The sequence below is a fragment of the Caballeronia glebae genome (assembly GCF_001545035.1).
GTDB lineage: Bacteria > Pseudomonadota > Gammaproteobacteria > Burkholderiales > Burkholderiaceae > Caballeronia > Caballeronia glebae.
This window is the reverse complement of sequence record NZ_FCOJ02000002.1, coordinates 176256-197241: the sequence shown is the minus strand read 5'-3', so window position 1 is coordinate 197241 and position 20986 is coordinate 176256. Positions and strand designations below refer to the sequence as shown.

23 protein-coding genes, 1 tRNA gene and 1 pseudogene are annotated in these 20986 nt (G+C 63.9%); 18 read left to right on the top strand and 7 right to left on the bottom strand.

The window, feature by feature from the left end:
* The first annotated feature begins 86 nt into the window (after positions 1-86).
* The 5 genes from AWB82_RS02525 to AWB82_RS02505 all read left to right on the top strand — a co-directional run bounded on the left by AWB82_RS02525 (position 87) and on the right by AWB82_RS02505 (position 4954).
* Positions 87-1745, top strand: a complete 1659-nt coding sequence (locus tag AWB82_RS02525) for an MFS transporter (protein WP_086965506.1) — start codon at positions 87-89, stop codon at positions 1743-1745.
* Positions 1746-1842: 97 nt separating this feature from the next.
* Positions 1843-1919 (top strand) — tRNA-Met (locus tag AWB82_RS02520).
* Between the two features lie 119 nt (positions 1920-2038).
* Positions 2039-2899: a MurR/RpiR family transcriptional regulator gene (locus AWB82_RS02515; protein ID WP_086965504.1), complete on the top strand. Its 861-nt coding sequence runs from the start codon at positions 2039-2041 to the stop codon at positions 2897-2899.
* A gap of 118 nt (positions 2900-3017) precedes the next feature.
* Positions 3018-4361 (top strand): aspartate aminotransferase family protein, encoded by a 1344-nt coding sequence (locus AWB82_RS02510; protein WP_086965502.1) that lies wholly within the window; start codon positions 3018-3020, stop codon positions 4359-4361.
* Positions 4362-4399: 38 nt separating this feature from the next.
* On the top strand, positions 4400-4954 hold the full coding sequence (locus AWB82_RS02505) for a carboxymuconolactone decarboxylase family protein (RefSeq protein ID WP_086965615.1): 555 nt from the start codon (positions 4400-4402) through the stop codon (positions 4952-4954).
* Between the two features lie 18 nt (positions 4955-4972).
* Here AWB82_RS02505 and AWB82_RS02500 read toward each other — a convergent pair whose 3' ends face one another.
* Positions 4973-5869, bottom strand: a complete 897-nt coding sequence (locus AWB82_RS02500) for a glutamate/aspartate ABC transporter substrate-binding protein (RefSeq protein ID WP_086965500.1) — start codon at positions 5867-5869, stop codon at positions 4973-4975.
* Between the two features lie 187 nt (positions 5870-6056).
* Here AWB82_RS02500 and AWB82_RS02495 point away from each other — a divergent pair, with 187 nt between their 5' ends.
* Positions 6057-6734 carry a glycine zipper 2TM domain-containing protein gene (locus AWB82_RS02495; RefSeq protein ID WP_086965498.1) on the top strand — a complete coding sequence of 226 codons (678 nt, stop codon included), beginning with the start codon at positions 6057-6059 and terminating at the stop codon, positions 6732-6734.
* 28 nt (positions 6735-6762) lie between these two features.
* Here the strand turns inward: AWB82_RS02495 and AWB82_RS38790 are convergent, their stop codons facing one another.
* On the bottom strand, positions 6763-6897 hold the full coding sequence (locus AWB82_RS38790; RefSeq protein WP_268811013.1) for a hypothetical protein: 135 nt from the start codon (positions 6895-6897) through the stop codon (positions 6763-6765).
* On the opposite strand from AWB82_RS38790, the gene AWB82_RS02490 reads away from it, so the two are divergent.
* Complete coding sequence (locus AWB82_RS02490) at positions 6875-7366, top strand: hypothetical protein (protein ID WP_200818024.1); 492 nt, start codon at positions 6875-6877, stop codon at positions 7364-7366. The genes AWB82_RS38790 and AWB82_RS02490 overlap by 23 nt on opposite strands.
* A 324-nt stretch (positions 7367-7690) precedes the next feature.
* Here the strand turns inward: AWB82_RS02490 and AWB82_RS02485 are convergent, their stop codons facing one another.
* The 3 genes from AWB82_RS02485 to AWB82_RS39100 are packed head-to-tail and all read right to left on the bottom strand — an operon-like array spanning position 7691 to position 9019.
* Entirely contained in the window at positions 7691-8077 is a 387-nt protein-coding gene (locus AWB82_RS02485; RefSeq protein WP_235023138.1) for a hypothetical protein, read from the bottom strand.
* Between the two features lie 17 nt (positions 8078-8094).
* On the bottom strand, positions 8095-8655 hold the full coding sequence (gene bamE / locus AWB82_RS02480) for an outer membrane protein assembly factor BamE domain-containing protein (RefSeq protein ID WP_086965614.1): 561 nt from the start codon (positions 8653-8655) through the stop codon (positions 8095-8097).
* Between the two features lie 28 nt (positions 8656-8683).
* Positions 8684-9019: a murein hydrolase activator EnvC family protein gene (locus tag AWB82_RS39100; protein ID WP_159462552.1), complete on the bottom strand. Its 336-nt coding sequence runs from the start codon at positions 9017-9019 to the stop codon at positions 8684-8686.
* Here AWB82_RS39100 and AWB82_RS39095 point away from each other — a divergent pair.
* On the top strand, positions 8979-9416 hold the full coding sequence (locus AWB82_RS39095; protein ID WP_086965491.1) for a pentapeptide repeat-containing protein: 438 nt from the start codon (positions 8979-8981) through the stop codon (positions 9414-9416). The genes AWB82_RS39100 and AWB82_RS39095 overlap by 41 nt on opposite strands.
* 45 nt (positions 9417-9461) lie before the next feature.
* The gene (locus tag AWB82_RS39090; RefSeq protein ID WP_086965489.1) at positions 9462-9818 is read left to right on the top strand and encodes a hypothetical protein; all 357 of its coding nucleotides are present in this window, start codon (positions 9462-9464) and stop codon (positions 9816-9818) included.
* Between the two features lie 337 nt (positions 9819-10155).
* Here AWB82_RS39090 and AWB82_RS02460 read toward each other — a convergent pair whose 3' ends face one another.
* A complete protein-coding gene (locus tag AWB82_RS02460; RefSeq protein WP_086965487.1) occupies positions 10156-10815 on the bottom strand; it encodes a DedA family protein in 660 nt (219 codons plus the stop codon).
* Positions 10816-11079: 264 nt separating this feature from the next.
* Here AWB82_RS02460 and mutL point away from each other — a divergent pair.
* Positions 11080-12981 (top strand): annotated as a pseudogene (gene mutL, locus AWB82_RS02455) (DNA mismatch repair endonuclease MutL); the annotation flags it as partial.
* Positions 12978-13925, top strand: a complete 948-nt coding sequence (gene miaA, locus AWB82_RS02450; protein ID WP_086965485.1) for a tRNA (adenosine(37)-N6)-dimethylallyltransferase MiaA — start codon at positions 12978-12980, stop codon at positions 13923-13925. The pseudogene mutL and the gene miaA, both read left to right, overlap by 4 nt.
* A gap of 69 nt (positions 13926-13994) precedes the next feature.
* On the opposite strand, the gene purM is transcribed toward miaA, so the two are convergent.
* A complete protein-coding gene (purM, locus tag AWB82_RS02445; RefSeq protein ID WP_086965483.1) occupies positions 13995-15050 on the bottom strand; it encodes a phosphoribosylformylglycinamidine cyclo-ligase in 1056 nt (351 codons plus the stop codon).
* Between the two features lie 249 nt (positions 15051-15299).
* Between purM and hda the strand changes: the two genes are divergently transcribed.
* The 7 genes from hda to AWB82_RS02410 all read left to right on the top strand — a co-directional run bounded on the left by hda (position 15300) and on the right by AWB82_RS02410 (position 20962).
* Positions 15300-16094 (top strand): DnaA regulatory inactivator Hda, encoded by a 795-nt coding sequence (gene hda / locus AWB82_RS02440; protein ID WP_086965481.1) that lies wholly within the window; start codon positions 15300-15302, stop codon positions 16092-16094.
* An 11-nt stretch (positions 16095-16105) separates the two neighbouring features.
* On the top strand, positions 16106-16792 hold the full coding sequence (locus AWB82_RS02435; protein WP_086965479.1) for a histidinol-phosphatase: 687 nt from the start codon (positions 16106-16108) through the stop codon (positions 16790-16792).
* Positions 16785-18371, top strand: a complete 1587-nt coding sequence (gene pcnB / locus AWB82_RS02430; RefSeq protein WP_086965477.1) for a polynucleotide adenylyltransferase PcnB — start codon at positions 16785-16787, stop codon at positions 18369-18371. Before AWB82_RS02435 ends, pcnB begins: the two co-directional genes overlap by 8 nt.
* Before the next feature lie 78 nt (positions 18372-18449).
* A complete protein-coding gene (gene folK / locus AWB82_RS02425) occupies positions 18450-19004 on the top strand; it encodes a 2-amino-4-hydroxy-6-hydroxymethyldihydropteridine diphosphokinase (RefSeq protein ID WP_086965474.1) in 555 nt (184 codons plus the stop codon).
* Entirely contained in the window at positions 19001-19681 is a 681-nt protein-coding gene (locus AWB82_RS02420) for a deoxynucleoside kinase (RefSeq protein WP_086965472.1), read from the top strand. Before folK ends, AWB82_RS02420 begins: the two co-directional genes overlap by 4 nt.
* A gap of 38 nt (positions 19682-19719) precedes the next feature.
* A complete protein-coding gene (gene panB, locus AWB82_RS02415) occupies positions 19720-20535 on the top strand; it encodes a 3-methyl-2-oxobutanoate hydroxymethyltransferase (RefSeq protein ID WP_086965470.1) in 816 nt (271 codons plus the stop codon).
* A gap of 127 nt (positions 20536-20662) precedes the next feature.
* Positions 20663-20962, top strand: a complete 300-nt coding sequence (locus tag AWB82_RS02410) for a hypothetical protein (RefSeq protein ID WP_086965468.1) — start codon at positions 20663-20665, stop codon at positions 20960-20962.
* The last annotated feature ends 24 nt before the right edge of the window (positions 20963-20986 follow it).

Here is a 20986-nt window from a genome sequence, read left to right as displayed (position 1 = left end):
CGTAAGTTTTCGTTCCAATAATCCTTTGCACCGGAGCCGCCCTATCGCGGACCGATGTAATCGATAATCAAAACAGGAGACGATGCATGGCTACGGTCGAAGGGCGCGTGTCACACGCACCGATGACGGCGGAGGAGAAGAAAGTCATCTTCGCCTCGTCGCTCGGCACGGTGTTCGAATGGTATGACTTCTATCTGGCGGGCTCGCTCGCCGTCTATATCAGCAAGACTTTCTTCTCGGGCGTCAATCCGACAGCCGGCTTCATCTTCACTTTGCTGGGCTTCGCGGCGGGCTTCGCGGTGCGTCCGTTCGGCGCGATCGTGTTCGGGCGTCTTGGCGACATGGTCGGGCGCAAGTACACGTTCCTCGTGACCATCGTCATCATGGGTCTGTCGACGTTCCTGATCGGTTTCTTGCCGGGATACGCGTCGATAGGCATCGCGGCGCCGATCATCTTCATCGCGATGCGGCTTTTGCAAGGACTCGCGCTCGGCGGCGAATACGGCGGCGCGGCGACCTACGTTGCGGAGCACGCGCCTTCGAACAAGCGCGGCGCGTGGACCGCGTGGATTCAGACCACGGCGACGCTCGGCCTCTTCATCTCGCTGATCGTGATTCTTGCGGTGCGCACGATCATGGGCGAAGAGCAGTTCGGCGCGTGGGGCTGGCGCATTCCGTTCCTCGTGTCGATCCTGCTGCTCGCCGTGTCCGTGTGGATCCGGATGAAGCTGCACGAGTCGCCGGTGTTCGAGCGCATCAAGGCCGAAGGCAAGACCTCGAAGGCGCCGCTCACGGAAGCGTTCGGCCAATGGAAGAACCTGAAGATCGTGCTGCTCGCGCTCTTCGGTCTGACGGCGGGACAGGCGGTCGTGTGGTACACGGGTCAGTTCTACTCGCTCTTCTTCCTCACGCAGACGTTGAAGGTGGATGGCACCAGCGCGAACATCATGGTCGCGGTGGCGCTTCTCATCGGCACGCCGTTCTTCGTATTCTTCGGATCGCTGTCGGATCGTATCGGCCGCAAGCCGATCATCATGGCGGGCTGCCTGATCGCCGCGTTGAGCTTCTTCCCGCTCTTCAAGGCGCTCGCGCACTACACGAACCCGACGCTCGAAGCCGCGACGCAAAAGTCGCCGATCGTCGTGATCGCCAATCCGGACGAATGCTCGTTCCAGTTCAACCCGGTGGGCACGGCCAAGTTCACGAGTTCCTGCGATATCGCGAAGGGCGCGCTGTCGAAGGCCGGTCTGAACTATGAGAACGTGGCGGCGCCCGCGGGCACGGTTGCGCAGATCAAGGTCGGCGAGACGGTGGTGAACACCTACGACGGCAAGGCCGCCGACGCGAAGGCGCAAGGCGCGGCGTTCGACAAGACGCTCGCCGGCACGTTGAAGAGCGCGGGCTATCCGGCGAAGGCCGATCCGGCGCTGATCAACTGGCCGATGGCGATCGTGGTCCTGACGATCCTCGTGATCTTCGTGACGATGGTGTACGGCCCGATCGCGGCGATGCTGGTCGAGATGTTCCCGGCGCGGATTCGCTATACGTCGATGTCTCTGCCGTATCACATCGGCAATGGCTGGTTCGGCGGCTTCCTGCCGGCGACGGCGTTCGCGATCGTCGCGGCCAAGGGCGACATCTACTCGGGCTTGTGGTATCCGATCGTGATCGCGTTGATCACCTTCGTGATCGGCATGCTGTTCGTGAAGGACACGCGCAAGTCGAATGTGTATCACGAGGACTGATTCTGGCCCGACCCTTCCCTTCCGCGCGATTCGTTAAGAATTTGCGTGGAAGGGGTTGACAGTAGTTTGGACGCTCGCCATAATCTCGTCTTCTTTCGGCGAATTAGCTCAGTTGGTTAGAGCGACGGAATCATAATCCGCAGGTCCGGGGTTCGAGTCCCTGATTCGCCACCAGCTTCAAGAAAAAGCCGCTGTTCCAAAAGGACAGCGGCTTTTTTGTTTTCCACGCGCGACCGCCCTCCACGTCGCGCTCATGCTTAAATAGCGCGTCCGCTTCCTCAAGCATCCAGAACGTGCCCACCTTCGACCAACTCGCGGCGACCATCCGCGACCGCTTCCCCGATCTGAGCCCGCAATTCCAGGCCGGCGCCGCCTTCCTGCTCGACTATCCCGACGAAGTCGCCGTCCTCTCGATGCGCAAGGTCGCCGAGCGCGCGAAGGTCCAACCCGCCGCGATGGTCCGTCTCTCGCAGCAACTCGGCTTCCCCGGCTGGAACGAGTTGCGCGATATCTTCGTGAGCCGCGTACGCACGCGGCCCGAACCGCTCACGACGCGCGCCCGTTCGCTCGTCAAAGGCGGCGCCGACAACCACCTGAACCGCGATCTCGCGCAAGCGCAATCGCACAATCTCGAACTCACGCTCGCGCAGAATGCGCAGAGCGTCGTCGAAGCAGCGAAGACCTTGAAGAAAGCGCCGCACGTGCACGTCGCGGGCTTTCGATCGTGCTACCCCATTGCGTTCGGCCTGCTTTACGGATACCGCCTGTTCCGCCCGTCGGTGAGTCTCGTCAGCGGAGAAGCCGGCACGCTCGAAATGCAGTTGCGCGGCATCGAAAAGAAGCACGCGGTGATCGTCGTCAGCTTCGCGCCGTATTCCGTCGAAGCGGTGCGCGTCGCGCAGGCGGCGATCGAGCGCGGCGCGAAACTCATCGCGCTGACCGATAGCGCCGTCTCGCCCATCGCGTTGAACGCGGATCACACGCTGATCTTCGCGCACGAATCGCCGTCGTTCTTTCCGTCGCTCGTCGCGGCGTCGGCGTTGGCGGAAATGCTCGTCGCGCATCTGCTCGCGCTCGAAGGCAAGGACGCAGTCGCGAATCTGGAACAGGCCGAAGCCGCACTGCACGCGCACGGCGCCTACGCGGCGAATTAGCCGATCGAGCGTTGCATCGACATTGCCGATACACGCGATATTGACAACATATGTTGTTGTCGCGCTAGAATGATACATCGCGTGTTGCACGCGCATTCCGCATTCGAAAGGCAAAACTATGACCACGGTATTTCACCGCGCGCCGCGCGCCAGGCTTCCCGTCGCCGTGCGCGGCGACGGCATCGAGATCGTCGATTCGACCGGCAAACGCTACATCGACGCGTGCGGCGGCGCGGCCGTCTCGTGTCTCGGGCACAGCCATCCGCGCGTGACCGAAGCCATCCAGCGGCAGGTGCAGCAGTTGCCTTACGCGCACACATCGTTCTTCACGACGCAGCCCGCCGAAGAACTCGCCGACCTGCTGATCGAAGCCGCGCCTAAAAACCTCGGTCACGTGTATTTCGTCTCCGGCGGCTCGGAAGCGATGGAAGCCGCGCTCAAGCTCGCGCGCCAGTATTTCGTCGAGAAAGGCGAGCCCGCGCGGCGGCATTTCATCGCGCGCCGGCAGAGCTATCACGGCAACACGCTCGGCGCGCTCGCGATCGGCGGCAACGCATGGCGTCGCGAGCCGTTCCTGCCGATGCTGATCGAAGCGCATCACGTCACGCCCTGTTTCGCGTATCGCGAGCAGCGCGCGGGCGAAACCAACGAAGCCTTCGCGCAACGCCTCGCCGACGAGCTCGAAGCGAAGATTCTCGATCTCGGAGCGGAATCGGTGGCGGCGTTCGTCGCGGAAACGGTCGTCGGCGCGACGGCGGGCGCGGTGCCGCCGGTGCGCGAATACTTCCGCAAGATCCGCGCGGTCTGCGACAAGTACGGCGTGCTCCTGATCCTCGACGAAGTGATGTCGGGCATGGGCCGCACGGGCTACTTGTTCGCGTGCGAAGAAGACGGCGTGTCGCCCGATATTCTCGCGATCGCGAAAGGTCTCGGCGCGGGCTATCAGCCGATCGGCGCGACGCTCGTCAGCAACGCGATCTTCGATACGATCGTCGGCGGTTCCGGGTTCTTTCAGCACGGTCACACGTATATCGGTCACGCGACGGCGTGCGCGGCGGCGCTCGAAGTGCAGCGGGTCATCGCCGAAGACAGCCTGCTCGACAACGTGAGGGCGCGCGGCGAGCAACTGCGCGCCTTGCTGCGCGAGCGGCAGGCGAATCACCCGTTCATCGGCGATGTGCGTGGCCGCGGCCTTTTCACCGGCGTCGAACTCGTGCGGGATCGCGCGGACAAAACGCCGTTCGATCCGAAGCACAAGCTCCACGCGCTCATCAAGAGCGAGGCGATGAAGCGCGGCCTCATGGTGTATCCGATGGGCGGCACCGTCGATGGCCGCATCGGCGATCACGTGCTCATCGCGCCGCCTTTCATCACGACGAGCGCGCAGATCGAGACGATCGTCGAACGCCTCTCCGATGCCATCGACGGCGCGCTCGGCGTCATCGGCGTGACGGCGGCATGATCGAGTCTTCGAACACATCACCGACATCGACCGAAAACATGAACAAGCGACTTCCCGATTTCCAGACAGCCACCGCGTCCGACGAACAGAAAGCCGTGTTGCAGGACATTCTGAGCGGCCCGCGCGGCAATCTAAACGGGCCGTTTCTCGGCTGGATCTTCAGCCCAGAACTCGCGCAAAACGCGCAAAAGCTCGGCGCGTTCTGCCGCTACAAAACCGGCCTGCCGCTGCGTCTTTCCGAGCTGGCGATTCTCGTGACCGCGGCGCGCTGGCGCTCGCAGGCCGAATGGCATATTCATCTTCCGATCGCGCTCGATGCCGGCGTGCCCGCCGATCTCGCCGAAGCGCTGCGTACGGACAAGACGCCCGCATTCGCCGATGCCGACGACAAGCTCGTCTTCGATTTTGCCACCGAGCTCTACGAAAAGAAGCGCGTGAGCGATACGACCTACGACGCCGCCGTCGCGCGCTTCGGCCATACGGTCGTGGTGAATCTCGTCGGCTTGCTGGGCTACTACGCGCTCGTCGCGATGACGCTCAACACGTTCGGGATGCGCGCCGAAGGGCAAACGGACCTGCCCTTCGCGGAGTGAGAGGCGCGCGCCGAAGCGCTACTCGAACGCCTTGTCGTTCGGCGCGGCGTAGAGTTTTTGCATCGTTTCGCTCATCGGGAAATCGAAGTTGATGTTCTTCGGCGGCACCGGCTTCGTGAACCACTTGTCGTACATCGTCCGGATCTCGGGGCCTTTCATCACCTGACTCATGGCGTCGTCGACGAGCTTTTTGAACTCCGGATCGTCGCGCCGCATCATGAAACCGTATGCCTCCGACGACTGCGGCGTGCCCACGAGCACCCAGTCGGAAGGCTTCGCCGCGAGCGAGCGCGTGCCGGCCAGCAGCACGTCGTCCATCATGTAGGCCACCGCGCGCCCGGTTTCGAGCGTCGCGCGCCCTTCCCCGTAGTCCTTCGCGCTGATGATGCTCATGTTCATCTTCTTCTCTTCGTTCATCTTGCGAAGAATGCGCTCGGACGTCGTGCCCTGATTCGTCACGACGGTCTTGCCCGCGAGATCGGGAAAGTCCTTGATGCCGGAGTCCTTCTTCGTGAGCAAACGCGTCGTCGCGACGAAGAACGTGTCCGAAAACGCGACCTGATTCTGCCGCGACGCGAGATTGGTCGTCACGCCGCATTCGAGATCGACCGTGCCGTTCTGCACGAGCGAAATGCGATTCTGCGACGTCACGGGAATGAAGCGCACGCGCAAATCCGGATGCTTCGTCTTCGCCTTAACCGCGTCGATCACCTTGTTGCACAAGTCCTGCGAGAAGCCAACGACGTCGTTGTTCGCATCGACGTAGGAGAACGGCACGGACGTCTCGCGATGCCCGATCGCGATCAGGTTGACGCTCTGAACCTTGGCGAGCGTCGGCTGGCCGTCCTGCCCGTAGCTCGCGCCCGCGACGAGGGATAACGCTACAGTCGATGTGAGCAACGACGTGAGTTTCATGGCGGCCTCTTTAGATGGAATGATACATATGTTGCCATCTACAAAATTCACGCAACATATGTATTCACCCTAAGCCACATCGCACGACCGCGCGTCGCGACTTTTGCTTACAAATGTCACAGCAATCGCGTCCACCGCCGTCGTCGCGCGGCGTTATAGCTGGCAGGCACCCACAGGAGTCGCTGCCATGAACGCCGTATCCGAGATTCAAACTAAGTCGTCCCGCATCCATCCGCTCGTCGCGGTAGCCGCCGTATCGGTCATCCTCGCGTGCGGCACCGGCATTGCCGCGATGACGGGCCTTCTCCCATCGTCGAAGGCGACGGCCACGACGGTCACGGCCTCGCCGCTCGTCGACGCGCAAACGGCCACGCACGCGCCTGTCGCGCAGGCGTCGCAGGCTTCGCAGCCGGTGATTCCGCAAGCCGCATCGCTGCCGCGCGCCGTGCGCGGGCATCATCCGACGCCGGTGCGCAGGCCCGCGCCGGCTCAGGAAAGCACGTCCTATGCGCCGCCTTCCGCGCCCGCCTACGATCCGTACGCCGGCGAAGTGACCGCCGTCAACGCCGTGCAAAGCGCGCAGCCGACGACCGGCATCGGGGCCATCGGCGGCGCGGTGGTCGGCGGCCTCGCGGGCACGCAGATCGGCAACGGCCGCGGACGCACGGCGGCGACGATCATCGGTGCGATCGGCGGCGGGCTCGCGGGCAACCAGATCGAACACGTCGTTCACAAGGCGACGACTTATCAGGTGCAGGTCCGCATGAGCGACGGCAGCGTGCGCAACTTCGATTACCAGGCCGCGCCCGGCGTGGCGGTCGGTCAGAAAGTGCACGTCTCCGGCGAGACGTTGACGCCCGCGTGAGCGAGCGGCCGCGCGCCTTAAGACAAAGCTAATTTTCCGGTGCGATGATGCTTTCGACGTCAAAAGCATCCAACGCACCCAGCGTTCCGGCGCGACAGACCGCCCCGGCCCGCGCGAACACCTCTTTCGGGAGTACTGCCGTGAAGAAGAAATCGACGAACATGAAATCCGCCCGTCCCGCGATGTCGCCGCTTTTGCGCGCGCTGACATACAGCCGCGCCGCACGCGAACCGATGATCGACGCGATGCTGTTGCACTGCTATGCGGCGCTCGATGCGTTTCATCGCGGACACGGTTCGCAGCCGCTTTTCATGACGCTATGCCGTCACATGCTGGTCGCCGAAGAGTTGTGCCAGCTTGGCCACGCGCCGGAATTCGAAGACGACATCATGTTCGCGCACGAAGCGCTGGTCGAACTCGATTCGCATCATTCGGCCGATGGCGTCTGGACACTCGACGCCGATCAACACGCGCGTCTGTGCACGGCGCTCGCCGTATTCGCTGAGCAACTGGAAGACGCGACGCTCGAACACATCGCGCAAGCCGAAGCGCGCATGGTCACGCAATCGCTCGTCGCGTCGAGCATGCGTTCGGGTATCGGGCGTGTGGAAGCGGTGTCGTCGGCTGGCTGAAAAGCGCTCCGAGGGTTGGGACTTTCCCGCAGGTGCTTATCATTTTGCGAATGTGTTTGCGAGCGTACATTCTTAGGAATGGCTATTCGCAATACTTATTTCAGCGCACGGGGGGGAAGCAGTAAAACGCGCTGAGAGACCGACAAACAGGATGGGCGGCACTCGAACGGGTTGTGGGTAAAAACAAAGCGCAAGAATAAGAAAGCAAAGCGCGAGTTTTTGCCGACGACGCGGCGAGTCGCAGGCGAAGGACGCCAGCGCCCCGACAAAGAAGCTCAAAAGCCGGCATTCGCCGGCTTTTTCTTTGGTGTTCCCGAAGCGGGATCAGCGGATGGCGGCGAACACGGTCCGCGCGCACTCGGCGCACCAGTGGCGCGGCACCGCGTCGGGACGCGCGTTCCACACGTGGCCGTATGCGCATCGCCAACTCAGGGGTGTCGCGACGTCGACATAGTGGTGCGAGAGCAGCGCGCCGCCGCGAGCTTGCGCGAGTTCGCGCAGACGCTTCGTCTCCAGTTCGCGCCGCTCGGTCGCGCAATTCATGCAGCGCACGTTCTGCGCAATGTCGAGCGCCTTGTCCCAGCGATGCCCGCGGCCGCAATCCCAGAGCGTGAGTCTCTTCGCATCGGCGCCGCTCAGCGCCCGATCGCGATAGCGCGATGCTTCGTCCATCAGACGAAGGCGCGTGTCGTATGTCATCGGATCGCTCATCGTTCTCATGCCGGGAATCAGCGTTGGCCGCCGCGAATCGCTTCGGAGCGCGACGTCGTCACGACGGTGCCGTCCGGGCCGAAATGCGCGTTGAACATGGCGTCCTGATTCACGCCATCTTCCAGCCAATGCCAGCTCCAGACGCGCTCCTTCTTCAGCCGATACTCCGCGATCTCGGTGGGCTTGCCGAGCAGTCTGCGTACTTCGTCCATCGTCATGCCGGGCCGCACTTTCGCGAAATTCGCGGCGGTCAGCACCTGCGTCACGGAGACGAAGCGGCCGTTCGCATCGAGATCGACCATATAGGTGTTCGTGCCCGCCGGGCCGCGCGGATATTCGAGGCGCTTGCTGCCGTCGGTGAAAGCGCGCTCGGTTTCCGGTTCGCCCATCTGATCGCGAATCTGCGCCTCGGTCGTGACGCCGGGCTGCAGATTCTTGAGCAACAGGTTATCCGGCTTCACGGCATTGAAAACCGACTTGAGCTTGTTCAACGCTTCCTCGCTCTGTTGCTGATCGCAGCCGGAAAACAGCGATGTCAGCGACGCCGCGGCCAGCACGGCGATGATGATCTTCTTCACTTTCGGCTCCCTTGCCGCGCGGATCAAATCAGCCACCCGACGCGCCGAGCAGCGGCATTGGATTGACCGCGGCGCCCGACTTTCTGACTTCGAAATGCAGCGACGGCGTGCCGCTCGGTCCGGTGCCCATGTCCGCGATGGTGGCGCCCTGTTTCACCGTGTCGCCTTCCTTCACGAGCAGCTTCTCGTTGTATGCGTAAGCGGTCAGATAGTCGTTGCTGTGCTTGACGATGATCATGCGCCCGTAGGCACGCAAGCCGCTGCCCGCGTACACCACCTTGCCCGAAGCCGCTGCCTTGACCGGTTGCCCGACCTTGCCTTCGATGTCTATGCCCTTGTTGCCGCTCGCGCCGAACTTGCGCACGATGTCGCCGCGCACGGGCCAGGCGAAGGTGCCCTTCGACGCGGTCGCGGCGGGTTTTTCAGACGCGGACTTTTCAGCTACGGACTTTTCGGCTGCCGGCTTTTCAGCCACGGGCTTTTCAGAAGCGGACTTTTCAGCCACGGACTTTTCAGAAGCCGATTTTTCAGCCACGGACTTTTCAGCCGCAGGCTTCTGCGCGATCGATTTTTCCGGTGTCGGCAGAAGCGGCGGCTGCGCCATCTTCGATCCGGCGGCCGTCGAACTCGCCATCGTCGACGGCGCACCCGGCGGCGCCACGCGCAACACCTGGCCGACGTTCACCTGCTTGCTCTCCGGCAGCGTGTTCCACTTGGCGAGATCGGCGGGCTTCTGCTTGAAGTTGCGCGAAATGCCGTAGAGCGTATCTCCGGGCTTCACGCGATAAAAGCCCGGCTCGACGGGCGTGGACGTCGTCGGTGCGAGCGGCGCGGGCGTCACGCTCGGCGACGCGCTCTGCAAGACCGGCGGCGCGGTCAACGCCGAATTTTCGACGATCGGCGCTGGCGAGCGCGGCGTCGATGTACACCCCGTCAGCCACGCGGTCATTCCCGCAACGAGCGCCATGCCCGCGATCGCCGCGCGCGGATTCGATCCGAAACCATTCTTGTGCATCACCACCAGCTTTCTCATGCTTGTCGTCTTGAACTTTTTCACTTGCCGGCCGCACTCGCTCAGGCGGCGTCTTCAACAGGCGCAAACGCCGATCGCCACGGTGAATACCGCGCGCTCCCGCTTGCACCGCATCATTCTCAAACTCTGAAGAAACACAATCCCGCCAGCATAAAACATTACAGAAGCAAATTCGCCTCAGTTACCTAAACGACACACTTCGTCAAACGGCTGACCGAAACCTTTGGCATTCCAAATTTTTGACATACACCGCGCCGGCCATGCGTCGGCCTGTCGTCCACGCGATTGGCAGGCGGCTGCATCGACAATCCTTGACAGTCGATAAGCGGCCGATTGCAGATTCCGCTTGCATTCCGCATCGCATCGCGCTTCCCGCGGCCGTGATTTGCGCGCCCCGTTCCGCCGCCAGGACGGTTCGATGTCTTCGCGAAGCCGGCATTCCACGACCTCGCGAATCCTGCCCTTATTCAAGCCTTCGAATTGCGACGGCTCATCTTCCACAGCGCGCCGATCGCCACCGGCACGATTGCCGCGCCGATCCCGACCAGCACGATCACGTTCAGATACTGCTTGATGAACGGAATGTTGCCGAAGAAATAGCCGAGCAACACGAGCAACAACACCCAGATGAGCGCGCCCAGAATATTGAAGAGCTGAAAGCGCGCGTGGCTCATCGACGACACGCCCGCGACGAACGGCGCGAAGGTCCGCACCACCGGTACGAAACGCGCGATCACGATGGTCTTGCCGCCGTGCTTTTCATAAAAATTGTGCGTTTTCTGCAGCGCGGCGCGGTCGAGAAAGCGTTCGAGCACGGGAATGTTCGTGTCGAACACTTTCGGCCCGATGGCGCGGCCGATCCAGTAGTTCAGCGTGTTGCCGGTCACGGCCGCGACAAGCAGAAGCGAGATCAGCGCGAAGAGATCCATCTCGTGCGACGCGGCGAACGCTCCGCCGATGAACAAGAGCGAATCGCCCGGCAGGAACGGAAACACGACGAGCCCGGTCTCGCAGAACACGATCAGGAACAACACCGCGTAGACCCAGGCGCCGTAATTCTGGATGAAGACACCGAGCGACTTGTCGATGTGAAGGATAAGTCCCAGGAATTGCAGCAACGTGTCCAAAAATCTTTCCTCAAAAAAGTAAGCCGGCGCCGGAAAAGCGGCGCGTCGGCAACGCGTGCGGGAGTCGCGCCATGATACCGAAGTGGCGCGTCGCCTCGGATAAAAAGGCGTATCCAGACGCCATGATGCGGCGTGTTGGCGGGCATGGACGGGCGCGGGCGATCGCGCCGGAGGCAAAAAGGGCGCAACGTCGCGAATCGTTATAATTTCGCCATGTCCGACCTCAACGAAACCTCCGCTGGCGCTTTGACAGCCGATGGCGAGCGCCGTTCGCGCGCCATCGCCCCGCTGCCCGACCAGCTCATCAGCCAGATCGCCGCGGGCGAAGTGGTCGAGCGGCCGGCGTCGGTCGTCAAGGAACTGCTGGAAAACGCGCTCGACGCCGGCGCGACGACGCTGCGCATCACGCTTGACGAAGGCGGCGTAAAACGCATCGTGGTTGCCGACGACGGTTGCGGCATTCCGCCGAACGAACTTGCCCTCGCGCTGATGCGCCACGCGACGAGCAAGATCCGCTCGCTCGCCGACCTGGAAGCCGTCGCGACGCTCGGGTTTCGCGGCGAGGCAATCGCATCGATCGCATCGGTGGCCGAGTTGTTCATCACGAGCCGCACCGAAAGCTGTGAGCACGCGACGCGCATCGACGCGCAGACCGGCGCGATTTCACCCGCCGCGGGCACCGTCGGCACGACGATGGAAGTGCGCGAACTGTATTTCAACACGCCCGCGCGGCGCAAGTTCCTGAAAAGCGAGCAGACCGAGCTCGGACATTGCCTCGACGTGATTCGCCGCACGGCGCTCGCGCGGCCCGATGTCGCGATTTCGGTGATGCACAACGGCAAAGCCGTCGAGCACTGGAACGCGAGCGATCCACGAACGCGCGTCGCGAAGATTCTCGGCGAGGTGTTCGAAACCGCGCACCTGCCGCTCGACGAGCGCGCGGGGCCGCTCGCCGTCTACGGCTGCGCGGGCCTGCCGACGGCGAGCCGCGGCCGCGCCGACCAGCAATATTTCTTCGTGAACGGCCGCTTCGTGCGCGACAAGCTGCTCACACACGCCGTGCGCGCCGCGTATGAAGACGTGTTGCACGGCAATCGCTATCCCGCGTATGTGCTGTTTCTCGATCTGCCGCCCGAATCCGTCGATGTGAACGTGCATCCGTCGAAAATCGAAGTGCGCTTTCGCGATTCGCGCTCGATTCACCAGTACGTCTTTCACGCCGTGCAGCGCGCGTTGGCGCGGCACGCGGGCGCATCGCCGGAAACCACGGCGGGCGGCCACGCGGCGCAGTTGCAGCCGACCGGCCCGGCGTCGTTCAGCGCGAAGCCCTTCGCGGGCACGCCGGACTCGCTCACCCTGAAAAGCGAGAATGGCACGAACTGGATGCGCCAGTCGCGCATGACGCAAGGCACGTTGCCCGTCGCGCAGCCCCTCGCGCTTTACGACGCGCTCTTCGGCCGCAAGGACACGGGCGCGGGTACGTCGAACGCGACGACGGCCGTCGACACGACTTATCCGTCGCTGAACGAGCGGCCGTCCGCGCCGTCGATGGCGAACGACAGCGCCCTCGATCATGCCGGCGAGCAGCCGCTCGGCTTCGCCGTCGGTCAGATTCACGGCATCTATGTGCTGGCGCAGAACGCGCGCGGTCTGGTGGTCGTCGACATGCACGCCGCGCACGAGCGCATTCTCTACGAGCAATTCAAGCACGCGCTCGCCGATCGCGCGATCGCGGTGCAGCCGCTTCTGATTCCCGTGTCGATGACGGCCGAGCCGGTCGAGATCGGCATCGTCGAGGAAGAGCGCGAGACGCTCGATGCGCTCGGCTTCGATCTCGCGGTGCTATCGCCGACGTCGATCGCGATCCGCGCCGTGCCCGCGTTGCTGAAGGACGCCGATCTGCAATCGCTCGCGCGCGCCGTGCTCGCCGACCTGCACGCCTATGGCGGCTCGCGCGTGCTCACCGAGCGTCAGCACGAATTGCTCGGCACGCTCGCATGCCACAACGCGGTGCGCGCGAATCGCCGGCTCACGCTCGACGAGATGAACGCGCTTCTGCGCCAGATGGAAGCGACCGAGCGCGCCGATCAGTGCAATCACGGCCGGCCAACGTGGTATCAACTCACGCTCGCCGATCTCGACCGCCTCTTCATGCGCGGCCAATGAGCGCTTCCGCTTTGCCTGTGGCTTGCCTTCTCGGGCCGACCGCGTCGGGAAAAACCGCGGCCGCGCTGGCGTTCGCGGCGCGGCATCCGGTGGAAATCGTCAGCGTGGATTCGGCGCTCGTTTATCGCGAGATGGATATCGGCACGGCCAAGCCGAGCGCTGCGGAGCGGGCGGCGGCGGCGCATCATCTGATCGACATCATCGATCCCGCCGAGAGCTATTCCGCCGCGCAGTTTCGCGCGGATGCGCTGCGCCTGACCGGTGAGATCGTCGCGCGCGGCAATGTGCCGTTGCTGGTCGGCGGGACGATGCTCTACTACAAGGCGCTGACGCAAGGTCTGAACGATCTCCCCACCGCCGACGCCGACGTGCGCGCCGCACTCGACGCCGATGCCGCCCGCGACGGCTGGCCCGCGCTGCACGCACGGCTCGCGGCGGTCGATCCGCAAACCGCCGCGCGGCTCGCGCCGAACGACTCGCAGCGCATTCAGCGCGCGCTCGAAATATTCATGCTTTCCGGGCAGCCGATGTCCACGCTGCTCGCCGCGCCGCGCACCCAGCACGCGGATACGCCGTACCGCTTCGTGCCGATCGCGCTGGAGCCGTCGGACCGCGCGGTGCTGCACGCGCGTATCGCCGCGCGTTTCGATGCGATGCTCGCGCATGGTTTCATCGACGAAGTTCGCGCGTTGCGTGCTCGCGGCGATTTGAATCTGTCGATGCCGTCGATACGCTGCGTCGGCTATCGGCAAGCGTGGGAATATCTCGACGGCGCGACGGGCTATGACGAAATGCGCGACAAGGGCATTTTCGCGACGCGGCAGTTGTGCAAGCGGCAATTGACGTGGCTGCGCGCGATGCCGGAGCGAGTCGTGGTGGATTGCTGCGCGGAAGACGCGACAGAGCGCGCGCTGGAGGCGATCGAAAGGATCGCGGGCGGCTGAAGCCGGAAACAAAAAACCCTCGCGCTCGGCGAGGGTTTTGGCTTCTGATGTCAACGCGACACGGCGATATCAGACCACCACCGTCTGCGCCTCGCCTTCCTTGCTCTCGCGCACCACGCCGATCTTCCACACTTGCTCGCCCGCGCCCGACAGCAAACCGGTAGCCGCATCGGCATCTTCCGCCGCGACGATCACGGCCATCCCGATGCCGCAGTTGAACACGCGATGCATCTCCGCATCCGCCACGCCGCCGTGCTTCTGCAGCCACGCGAAAAGCGGCGGCAGCGGCCACGCGCGATGATCCAGCTCCGCCGTCAGGCCTTCGCGCAGCACGCGCGGAATGTTCTCGACGAGACCGCCGCCCGTGATGTGCGCCATGCCCTTCACCGTGATGCTTTGCATTGCCGACAGCAGCGGCTTCACGTAAATGCGCGTGGGCGCCATCAAGGCGTCGGCGAGCGAGCGGCCGTCGAAATCGGCGTTCAGATCGGGATTCGCGCGCTCGATGATCTTGCGCACCAGCGAATAACCGTTCGAATGGATGCCGCTCGACGCGAGGCCCAGCACGACGTCGCCCGGCTTGATCGTGCTGCCGTCGATGATCTTGCTCTTTTCCACCGCGCCGACCGCGAAGCCCGCGAGGTCGTATTCGCCGTCCGGATACATGCCCGGCATTTCCGCCGTCTCGCCGCCGATCAGCGCGCAGCCCGCGAATTCGCAACCCGTGGCGATGCCCTTCACGACGTCCGCGGCGGTGTCGACGTCCAGCTTGCCGCACGCGAAGTAATCGAGGAAGAAGAGCGGCTCGGCGCCCTGCACGAGGATGTCGTTCACGCTCATCGCGACGAGATCCTGGCCGACCGTGTCATGCCGGTTCAGCGTGAACGCGAGGCGCAGCTTCGTGCCGACGCCGTCCGTGCCCGACACGAGCACCGGCTCCTTGTACTTCTTCGGCACCTCGAAGAGCGCGCCGAAACCGCCGATGCCGCCCAGCACGCCGTCACGCAACGTTTTCTTGGCAAACGGCTTGATCCGGTCGACGAGCGCGTCGCCCGCGTCGATGTCCACGCCCGCGTCGCGATACGACAAACCTTGGGCGTCCGGTGCGGATTTCGGTTGATTCATGGAGGGGAGAGCGAGAAGGTCGGTAAAATGCGATTTTAACCGATGATGACCCGTCGACGGTCGGCAGGCCGGATTTTCCCGCGTACGCCAGAATGGCGAAGGCGTTTTTTTCGAGATCGAAGGCGATCTCGAAAACGCCCGAGCCATTGACGCACAGGGTTGTTCGCTGCGGCCTTGCGCGTATACCCGCGGCTCAGCCGACAGTTTTCAAGATACGCCCGACTCAAGGCCTGACGATACCGATCTCCCGTGCAACGCCAACTGACGCTCGATCTGGGCACGCCGCCCCCCGCCACCTTCGACAATTTTTTCGCCGCCGGCAATCACGAACTGATCGCGCGGCTGCGCGCGCTCGAAGGCGCGCTCGCGGCCGGGCCGGTCGCGGACCGCACGTTCTACGTGTGGGGCGAGCCGGGCAGCGGCCGCAGCCATTTGCTGCAGGCGCTCACGCACGAGGCGAACGGCCATGCGCGCTATCTGAGCCCGCAAAGCGCGCTCAACGCGTTCGGTTTCGATCCGCGCGTGACGCTTTATGCCGTCGACGACTGCGACCGCCTTTCGCCCGCCCAGCAGATCGCCCTCTTCAATCTCTTCAACGAAGTGCGCGCGTATCCGACGAGCGCGCTGGTCGCGACCGGCAACTACGCGCCGCTTGCGCTCACGGTGCGCGAAGATCTGCGCACGCGGCTCGGCTGGGGCCTCGTGTTCCACCTTCAGCCGCTATCCGACGAAGCGAAAGCATCGGTGCTGAAGCACGCGGCGCGTGAACGCGGCATCGTGCTCGCCGAGGACGTGCCCGGCTATTTGCTCACGCACTTTCGCCGCGACATGCCGAGCCTCATGGCGCTCCTCGACGAGCTCGACCGCTTTTCGCTCGAACAAAAGCGCGCGGTGACGCGGGCGCTCCTGCGCACGATGCTCCAGCAGAGCGGCCGCGCCGCGCCGCTCGCGCCCGTATCGGCGCAGGAGCAGACGCCCGCAGATCCCATCTTCCCCGATTCCGCCCCGGCCGCGCCGGACAACGATCCGACCCGCTTCAAGTAGAATGCGCACCCATGGACCTCGCCCTCTTCGATCTCGACCACACGCTCATTCCCACCGACAGCGACCACGAATGGGGCCGCTTCATGGTGAAGCTCGGCATCGTCGAGGCGCAATCCTTCGCGCGTCAGAACGACGCCTTCTACGCCGATTACAAGGCGGGCGTGCTCGATATCAACGCGTATCTGCACGCGATGCTGGCCCCGCTCGCGAAATACTCGCGCGCGCAACTCACCGACTGGCACACGCAATTCATGCGCGAGGTGATCAACCCGCGCATCGTGCCGGCGGCCGTCACGCTCGTGCGCGAGCATCAGGACAACGGCGATCTCTGCTGTCTCGTCACCGCAACGAACGCGTTCATCACCGCGCCCATCGCGGAAGCATTCGGCATCGAAACGCTGATCGCCTGCGAAGTGGAAACGGTCGACGATCATCCGCACGGCGCGCTCACCGGCCGGCCGGCCGGCACGCCGAGCTATCGCGAAGGCAAGATCGTGCGCGTCGAGCAATGGCTCGCGTCGCTCGGCAAGCATCTCGACGACTTCAAGCACAGCTATTTCTACAGCGACTCGCACAACGACATTCCGCTGCTCGAGCGCGTCACCGACCCGGTCGCGACCAACCCCGACGACACCCTGCGCGCGCACGCGCAAGCCAAAGGCTGGCGCATCCTGAACCTGTTCGACACACGTGATTAAAAAACTCATCCGCAAGCTGTTCGGGCATGAAAGCGCCGATTCCGACGAAGGCGCTGCGAACGACACGCCGAGCGCTTCGCCCGAGGCCAAACCCGCTCGCAAGAGCACGCGCAAGAAAGCCGCCGCGCCCGTGAAGCGCGACCCGAGCGTGCCGATCATCCTTTCATCGGAGATTCACGGCATCGATCCGTCGCTGATCTCGAAGAACGCGGTCCGCGTGACCGACGGTCTGCAGCACGGCGGACATCGTGCGTTCATCGTCGGCGGCGCGGTGCGCGATCTGCTGCTCGGCGTCGCGCCGAAAGACTTCGACGTCGCCACCGACGCCACGCCCGATCAGGTGCAAAAGCTCTTTCGCCGCGCGCGCATCATCGGGCGGCGCTTTCAGATCGTGCACGTGCAGTTCGGGCAAGAGATCATCGAGACCTCGACGTTTCGCGCGCTCATGGACGTGCCGCCGGAGCCTTCCGCCGAACCGCCGCGACGCCTGAAACGCGGCGAGCTCGACAGCCGCACGCACGCCGTCGATGCGAGCGGCCGCGTGCTGCGCGACAACGTCTGGGGCGAGCAGCACGAAGACGCCACGCGCCGCGACTTCACCATCAACGCGATGTACTACGATCCGGCCACGCAAACCGTGCTGGATTATCACGACGGCATGGCCGATATCCGCGCGCGCCTGTTGCGCATGATCGGCGATCCGGCCACGCGTTATCGCGAAGACCCGGTGCGCATGCTGCGCGTCGTGCGTTTCGCGGCAAAGCTCGGCTTCGAGATCGACGAAGCCACGCGCGCGCCGATCAAGGACCTCGCCGACCTGATGAACAACGTGCCGGCCGCGCGCCTCTTCGACGAGATGCTGAAGCTGCTGCTGTCCGGTCATGCGCTCGCGTGTCTCACGCGGCTGCGTCAGGAAGGCCTGCATCACGGCGTATTGCCTTTGCTCGATGTCGTGCTCGAACAGCCGCATGGCGAGAAGTTCGTCACGCTCGCGCTCACCAGCACCGACGAGCGCGTGCGCGCGGGCAAGAGCGTGTCGCCCGGCTTCCTGTTCGCCACGCTTCTATGGCACGACGTGCAGACGCGCTGGCAGCAATACACGGCGAACGACGACTATCCGGTGCCGGCATTGCATCGCGCGATGGACGATGTCCTCGACATGCAGACGGAAAAGCTCGCGATCCACAAGCGCTTCTCGTCCGACATGCGCGAGATCTGGGGTCTTCAGCATCGGCTGGAAAAGCGCGGCCGCAGCGCGCTTAAGCTGCTGGAACACCAAAGATTCAGAGCGGGGTATGATTTCCTGCTACTGCGTTGCGAATCGGGCGAGCTCGATGCGGCCATCGGCCAATGGTGGAGCGACTTCATCGACGGCGATCACGCCGCGCGCGAAGCGCTGCTGTCCGAAGGCGGCAAGGATCGCAGCGGCCCGAAGAAGCGGCGGCGCCGCAGCAACGCGAAGCGCCGCACGGGCGAGCCGGGCGAGTTGGGTACGCAAGACGAGCAAGCCGCGCAAGAAAACGCTGGCGAGCCGGTATCGAGCGCGGCGAACAAGCGCGAAGGCGCCGACAACGAGTAACGCCGGATTTGGTTACAGTAGCGAAGAGCGATCCTGCTTACCCGCTTTTCGCTGTGACCCACGCGTAGGACTTTTGCCATGACGATTGCTTATCTGGGCCTGGGGGCGAATCTCGGCGATGCGCGCCAGACCCTGAAAGACGCAGTCGTGTGTCTCGCCCAGCAGCACACGATCAGCGTGCTCGCGAAATCGAGCGTCTATCGAACCGCGCCGATCGATTCATCGGGCGACGATTACTTCAATTGCGTCGTCAAGCTCGAAACGAGCCTGCCCGCGCGATCGCTGTTGCGTCTGTGTCATCACATCGAGTTGCAGTTCGGGCGCGAGCGGCCGTATCGCAATGCGCCGCGCACGCTCGATCTCGACATTCTGTTGTACGGCGCATCGAGCATCGACGAAGCGGATCTCGTCGTGCCGCATCCGCGCATGACCGAGCGCGCGTTCGTGCTCGTGCCGCTCGTCGAGCTAGAGCCGGATCTCATTCTTCCGCAACGCGGCCGCGCGGATGCGTTCATCGACGAGGTCGCCGATCAGCGCATCGAGAAAGTGGCCGCCTGCCAGTGCATGGTCGCCGCGCAGCCGAGCGCCGCGGACGCAACCGCCACTCCTTCCACCAAGACAGACTGCCGATGAGCGTAACGCCACTCACCGTGACCGCGCCGCAATTGCGGCCGCCGCATCGTTACATCGCGATCGAAGGGCCGATCGGCGTCGGCAAGACGACGCTTGCGACGCTGCTCGCCGAACGCTGGTCGATGCGCACGCTCTTCGAGCGCCCGCAGGACAATCCGTTTCTCGAACGCTTCTATCGCGACACGACGCGGCACGCGCTCGCCACGCAGTTGAGCTTTGCGTTGCAGCGCGCCTCGCAGGCGCTGGAAGCCGCCGATATCGTGACGGGCGGCGCCGCGTTGATGACCGACTTTCTCACGCAAAAGAGCGAGATTTTCGCGCGTCTCACGCTGCCCGACGACGAGTTTCAGCTCTACAAGGACGTCGTCTCGCGCATTCGAGCGAGCGCCCCCGCGCCCGATCTCGTCATCTATCTGCAGGCGAGCCCGGAAGTGCTCTTCTCGCGCATCCAGAAACGCGCGCTGCCAATGGAACTGCAAATCTCGGATTCGTATCTGCGCGCGCTCTGCGATGCTTATAACGAATACTTCTATCACTACGACGCGACGCCGTTGCTCACGGTGAACGCCGAGCACCTGAACCCGCTTGCTTCCGATGACGACCTCGCGCTTCTGATCGAGCGCATCGAGACCATGCGCGGGCGCAAGGAATTCTTTGTCAAAGGCGTGTCGGTCTGAACTCGCAGCCCGGCCACGCTCTCTTCAGTGAAACGATCATGACGTATCTGCAGGAAACGAATCGCGCGACGATCACCGTCCCCAAGCTCCAGACCATGCGCGAAAACGGCGAGCGCATCGCGATGCTCACGTGCTACGACGCGAGCTTTGGCGCATTGCTCGAACGCGCGGGCGTCGATGTGATGCTGATCGGCGATTCGCTCGGCAACGTGCTGCAAGGCCACGGCACGACGCTGCCCGTGACGCTCGCCGACATTGCGTATCACACGGCATCGGTCGCGCGCGGCAATCGCAGCGCGCTGATCGTCGCGGACATGCCGTTCGGCACCATCGGCTCGAAGGAAGACGCCTACGCGAACGCCGTGCAACTGATGCGCGCGGGCGCGCAAATGGTGAAGATCGAAGGCGGCGAATGGCTCGCGGACACCGTGCGCTTTCTCGTCGAGCGCTCGATTCCGGTGTGCGGACACGTCGGTTTGACGCCGCAATCGGTGCACGCTTTCGGCGGCTTCAAGGTGCAGGGCAAGTCCGAAGCGGCGGCCGAGCAGATGAAGCGCGACGCCCTTGCGCTGCAGGAAGCGGGCGCGCAACTGCTCGTGATCGAAGCCGTGCCGACATTGCTCGCGAGCGAAGTCACCGCCGCGCTCGCGATTCCGACGATCGGCATCGGCGCGGGCCTCGGCTGTTCGGGGCAAGTGCTCGTGCTGCACGACATGCTCGGCATCTTCCACGGCAAGCGGCCGCGCTTCGTCAAGGACTTCATGCAAGGTCAGCCGAGCATTCTCGCAGCCGTCGAAGCGTACGTGCGCGCGGTGAAGGACGGCAGCTTCCCCGGCCCTGAGCACACGTTCTGATTGTTTGCGCCCGGCATCGACCGGGCTTTTGGTTTCGGCGTGCGCGGTCTGCGTTTTGTCGTACATACTGGCGAGCTTCTTGCACATACGCTTGCTGGCAGTCACCAAAAAAAAAGCGAGAACAATCATGTGGCAGGTTCTTCCCGATGAATACGTCCGGGCTCAACTGGCGGTCGGCGCGCTCGTCGCGCTGGGCGTGGCGCGCGTGGTGGCTGCGGGAATCGGGGCACAGCGCGGCTGGCGCATTGCGGCCGTCACGCGCTGGTTCATCGGTGCGGCGGTCGTGTTCTGCCTGCCGCAGATTATCGAAGTGATCTTCCTCGGCAATTCACACACGGCGTTCGTCGAACTGCAAGGCAAGATCATCGGCTGCGCGGTGGCGCTCTTTTGCGCGCCGATCGTCAGCCACAGGCTCGGCTACGAGTAACGATCGCGCCGGGTTCGCGCCGGG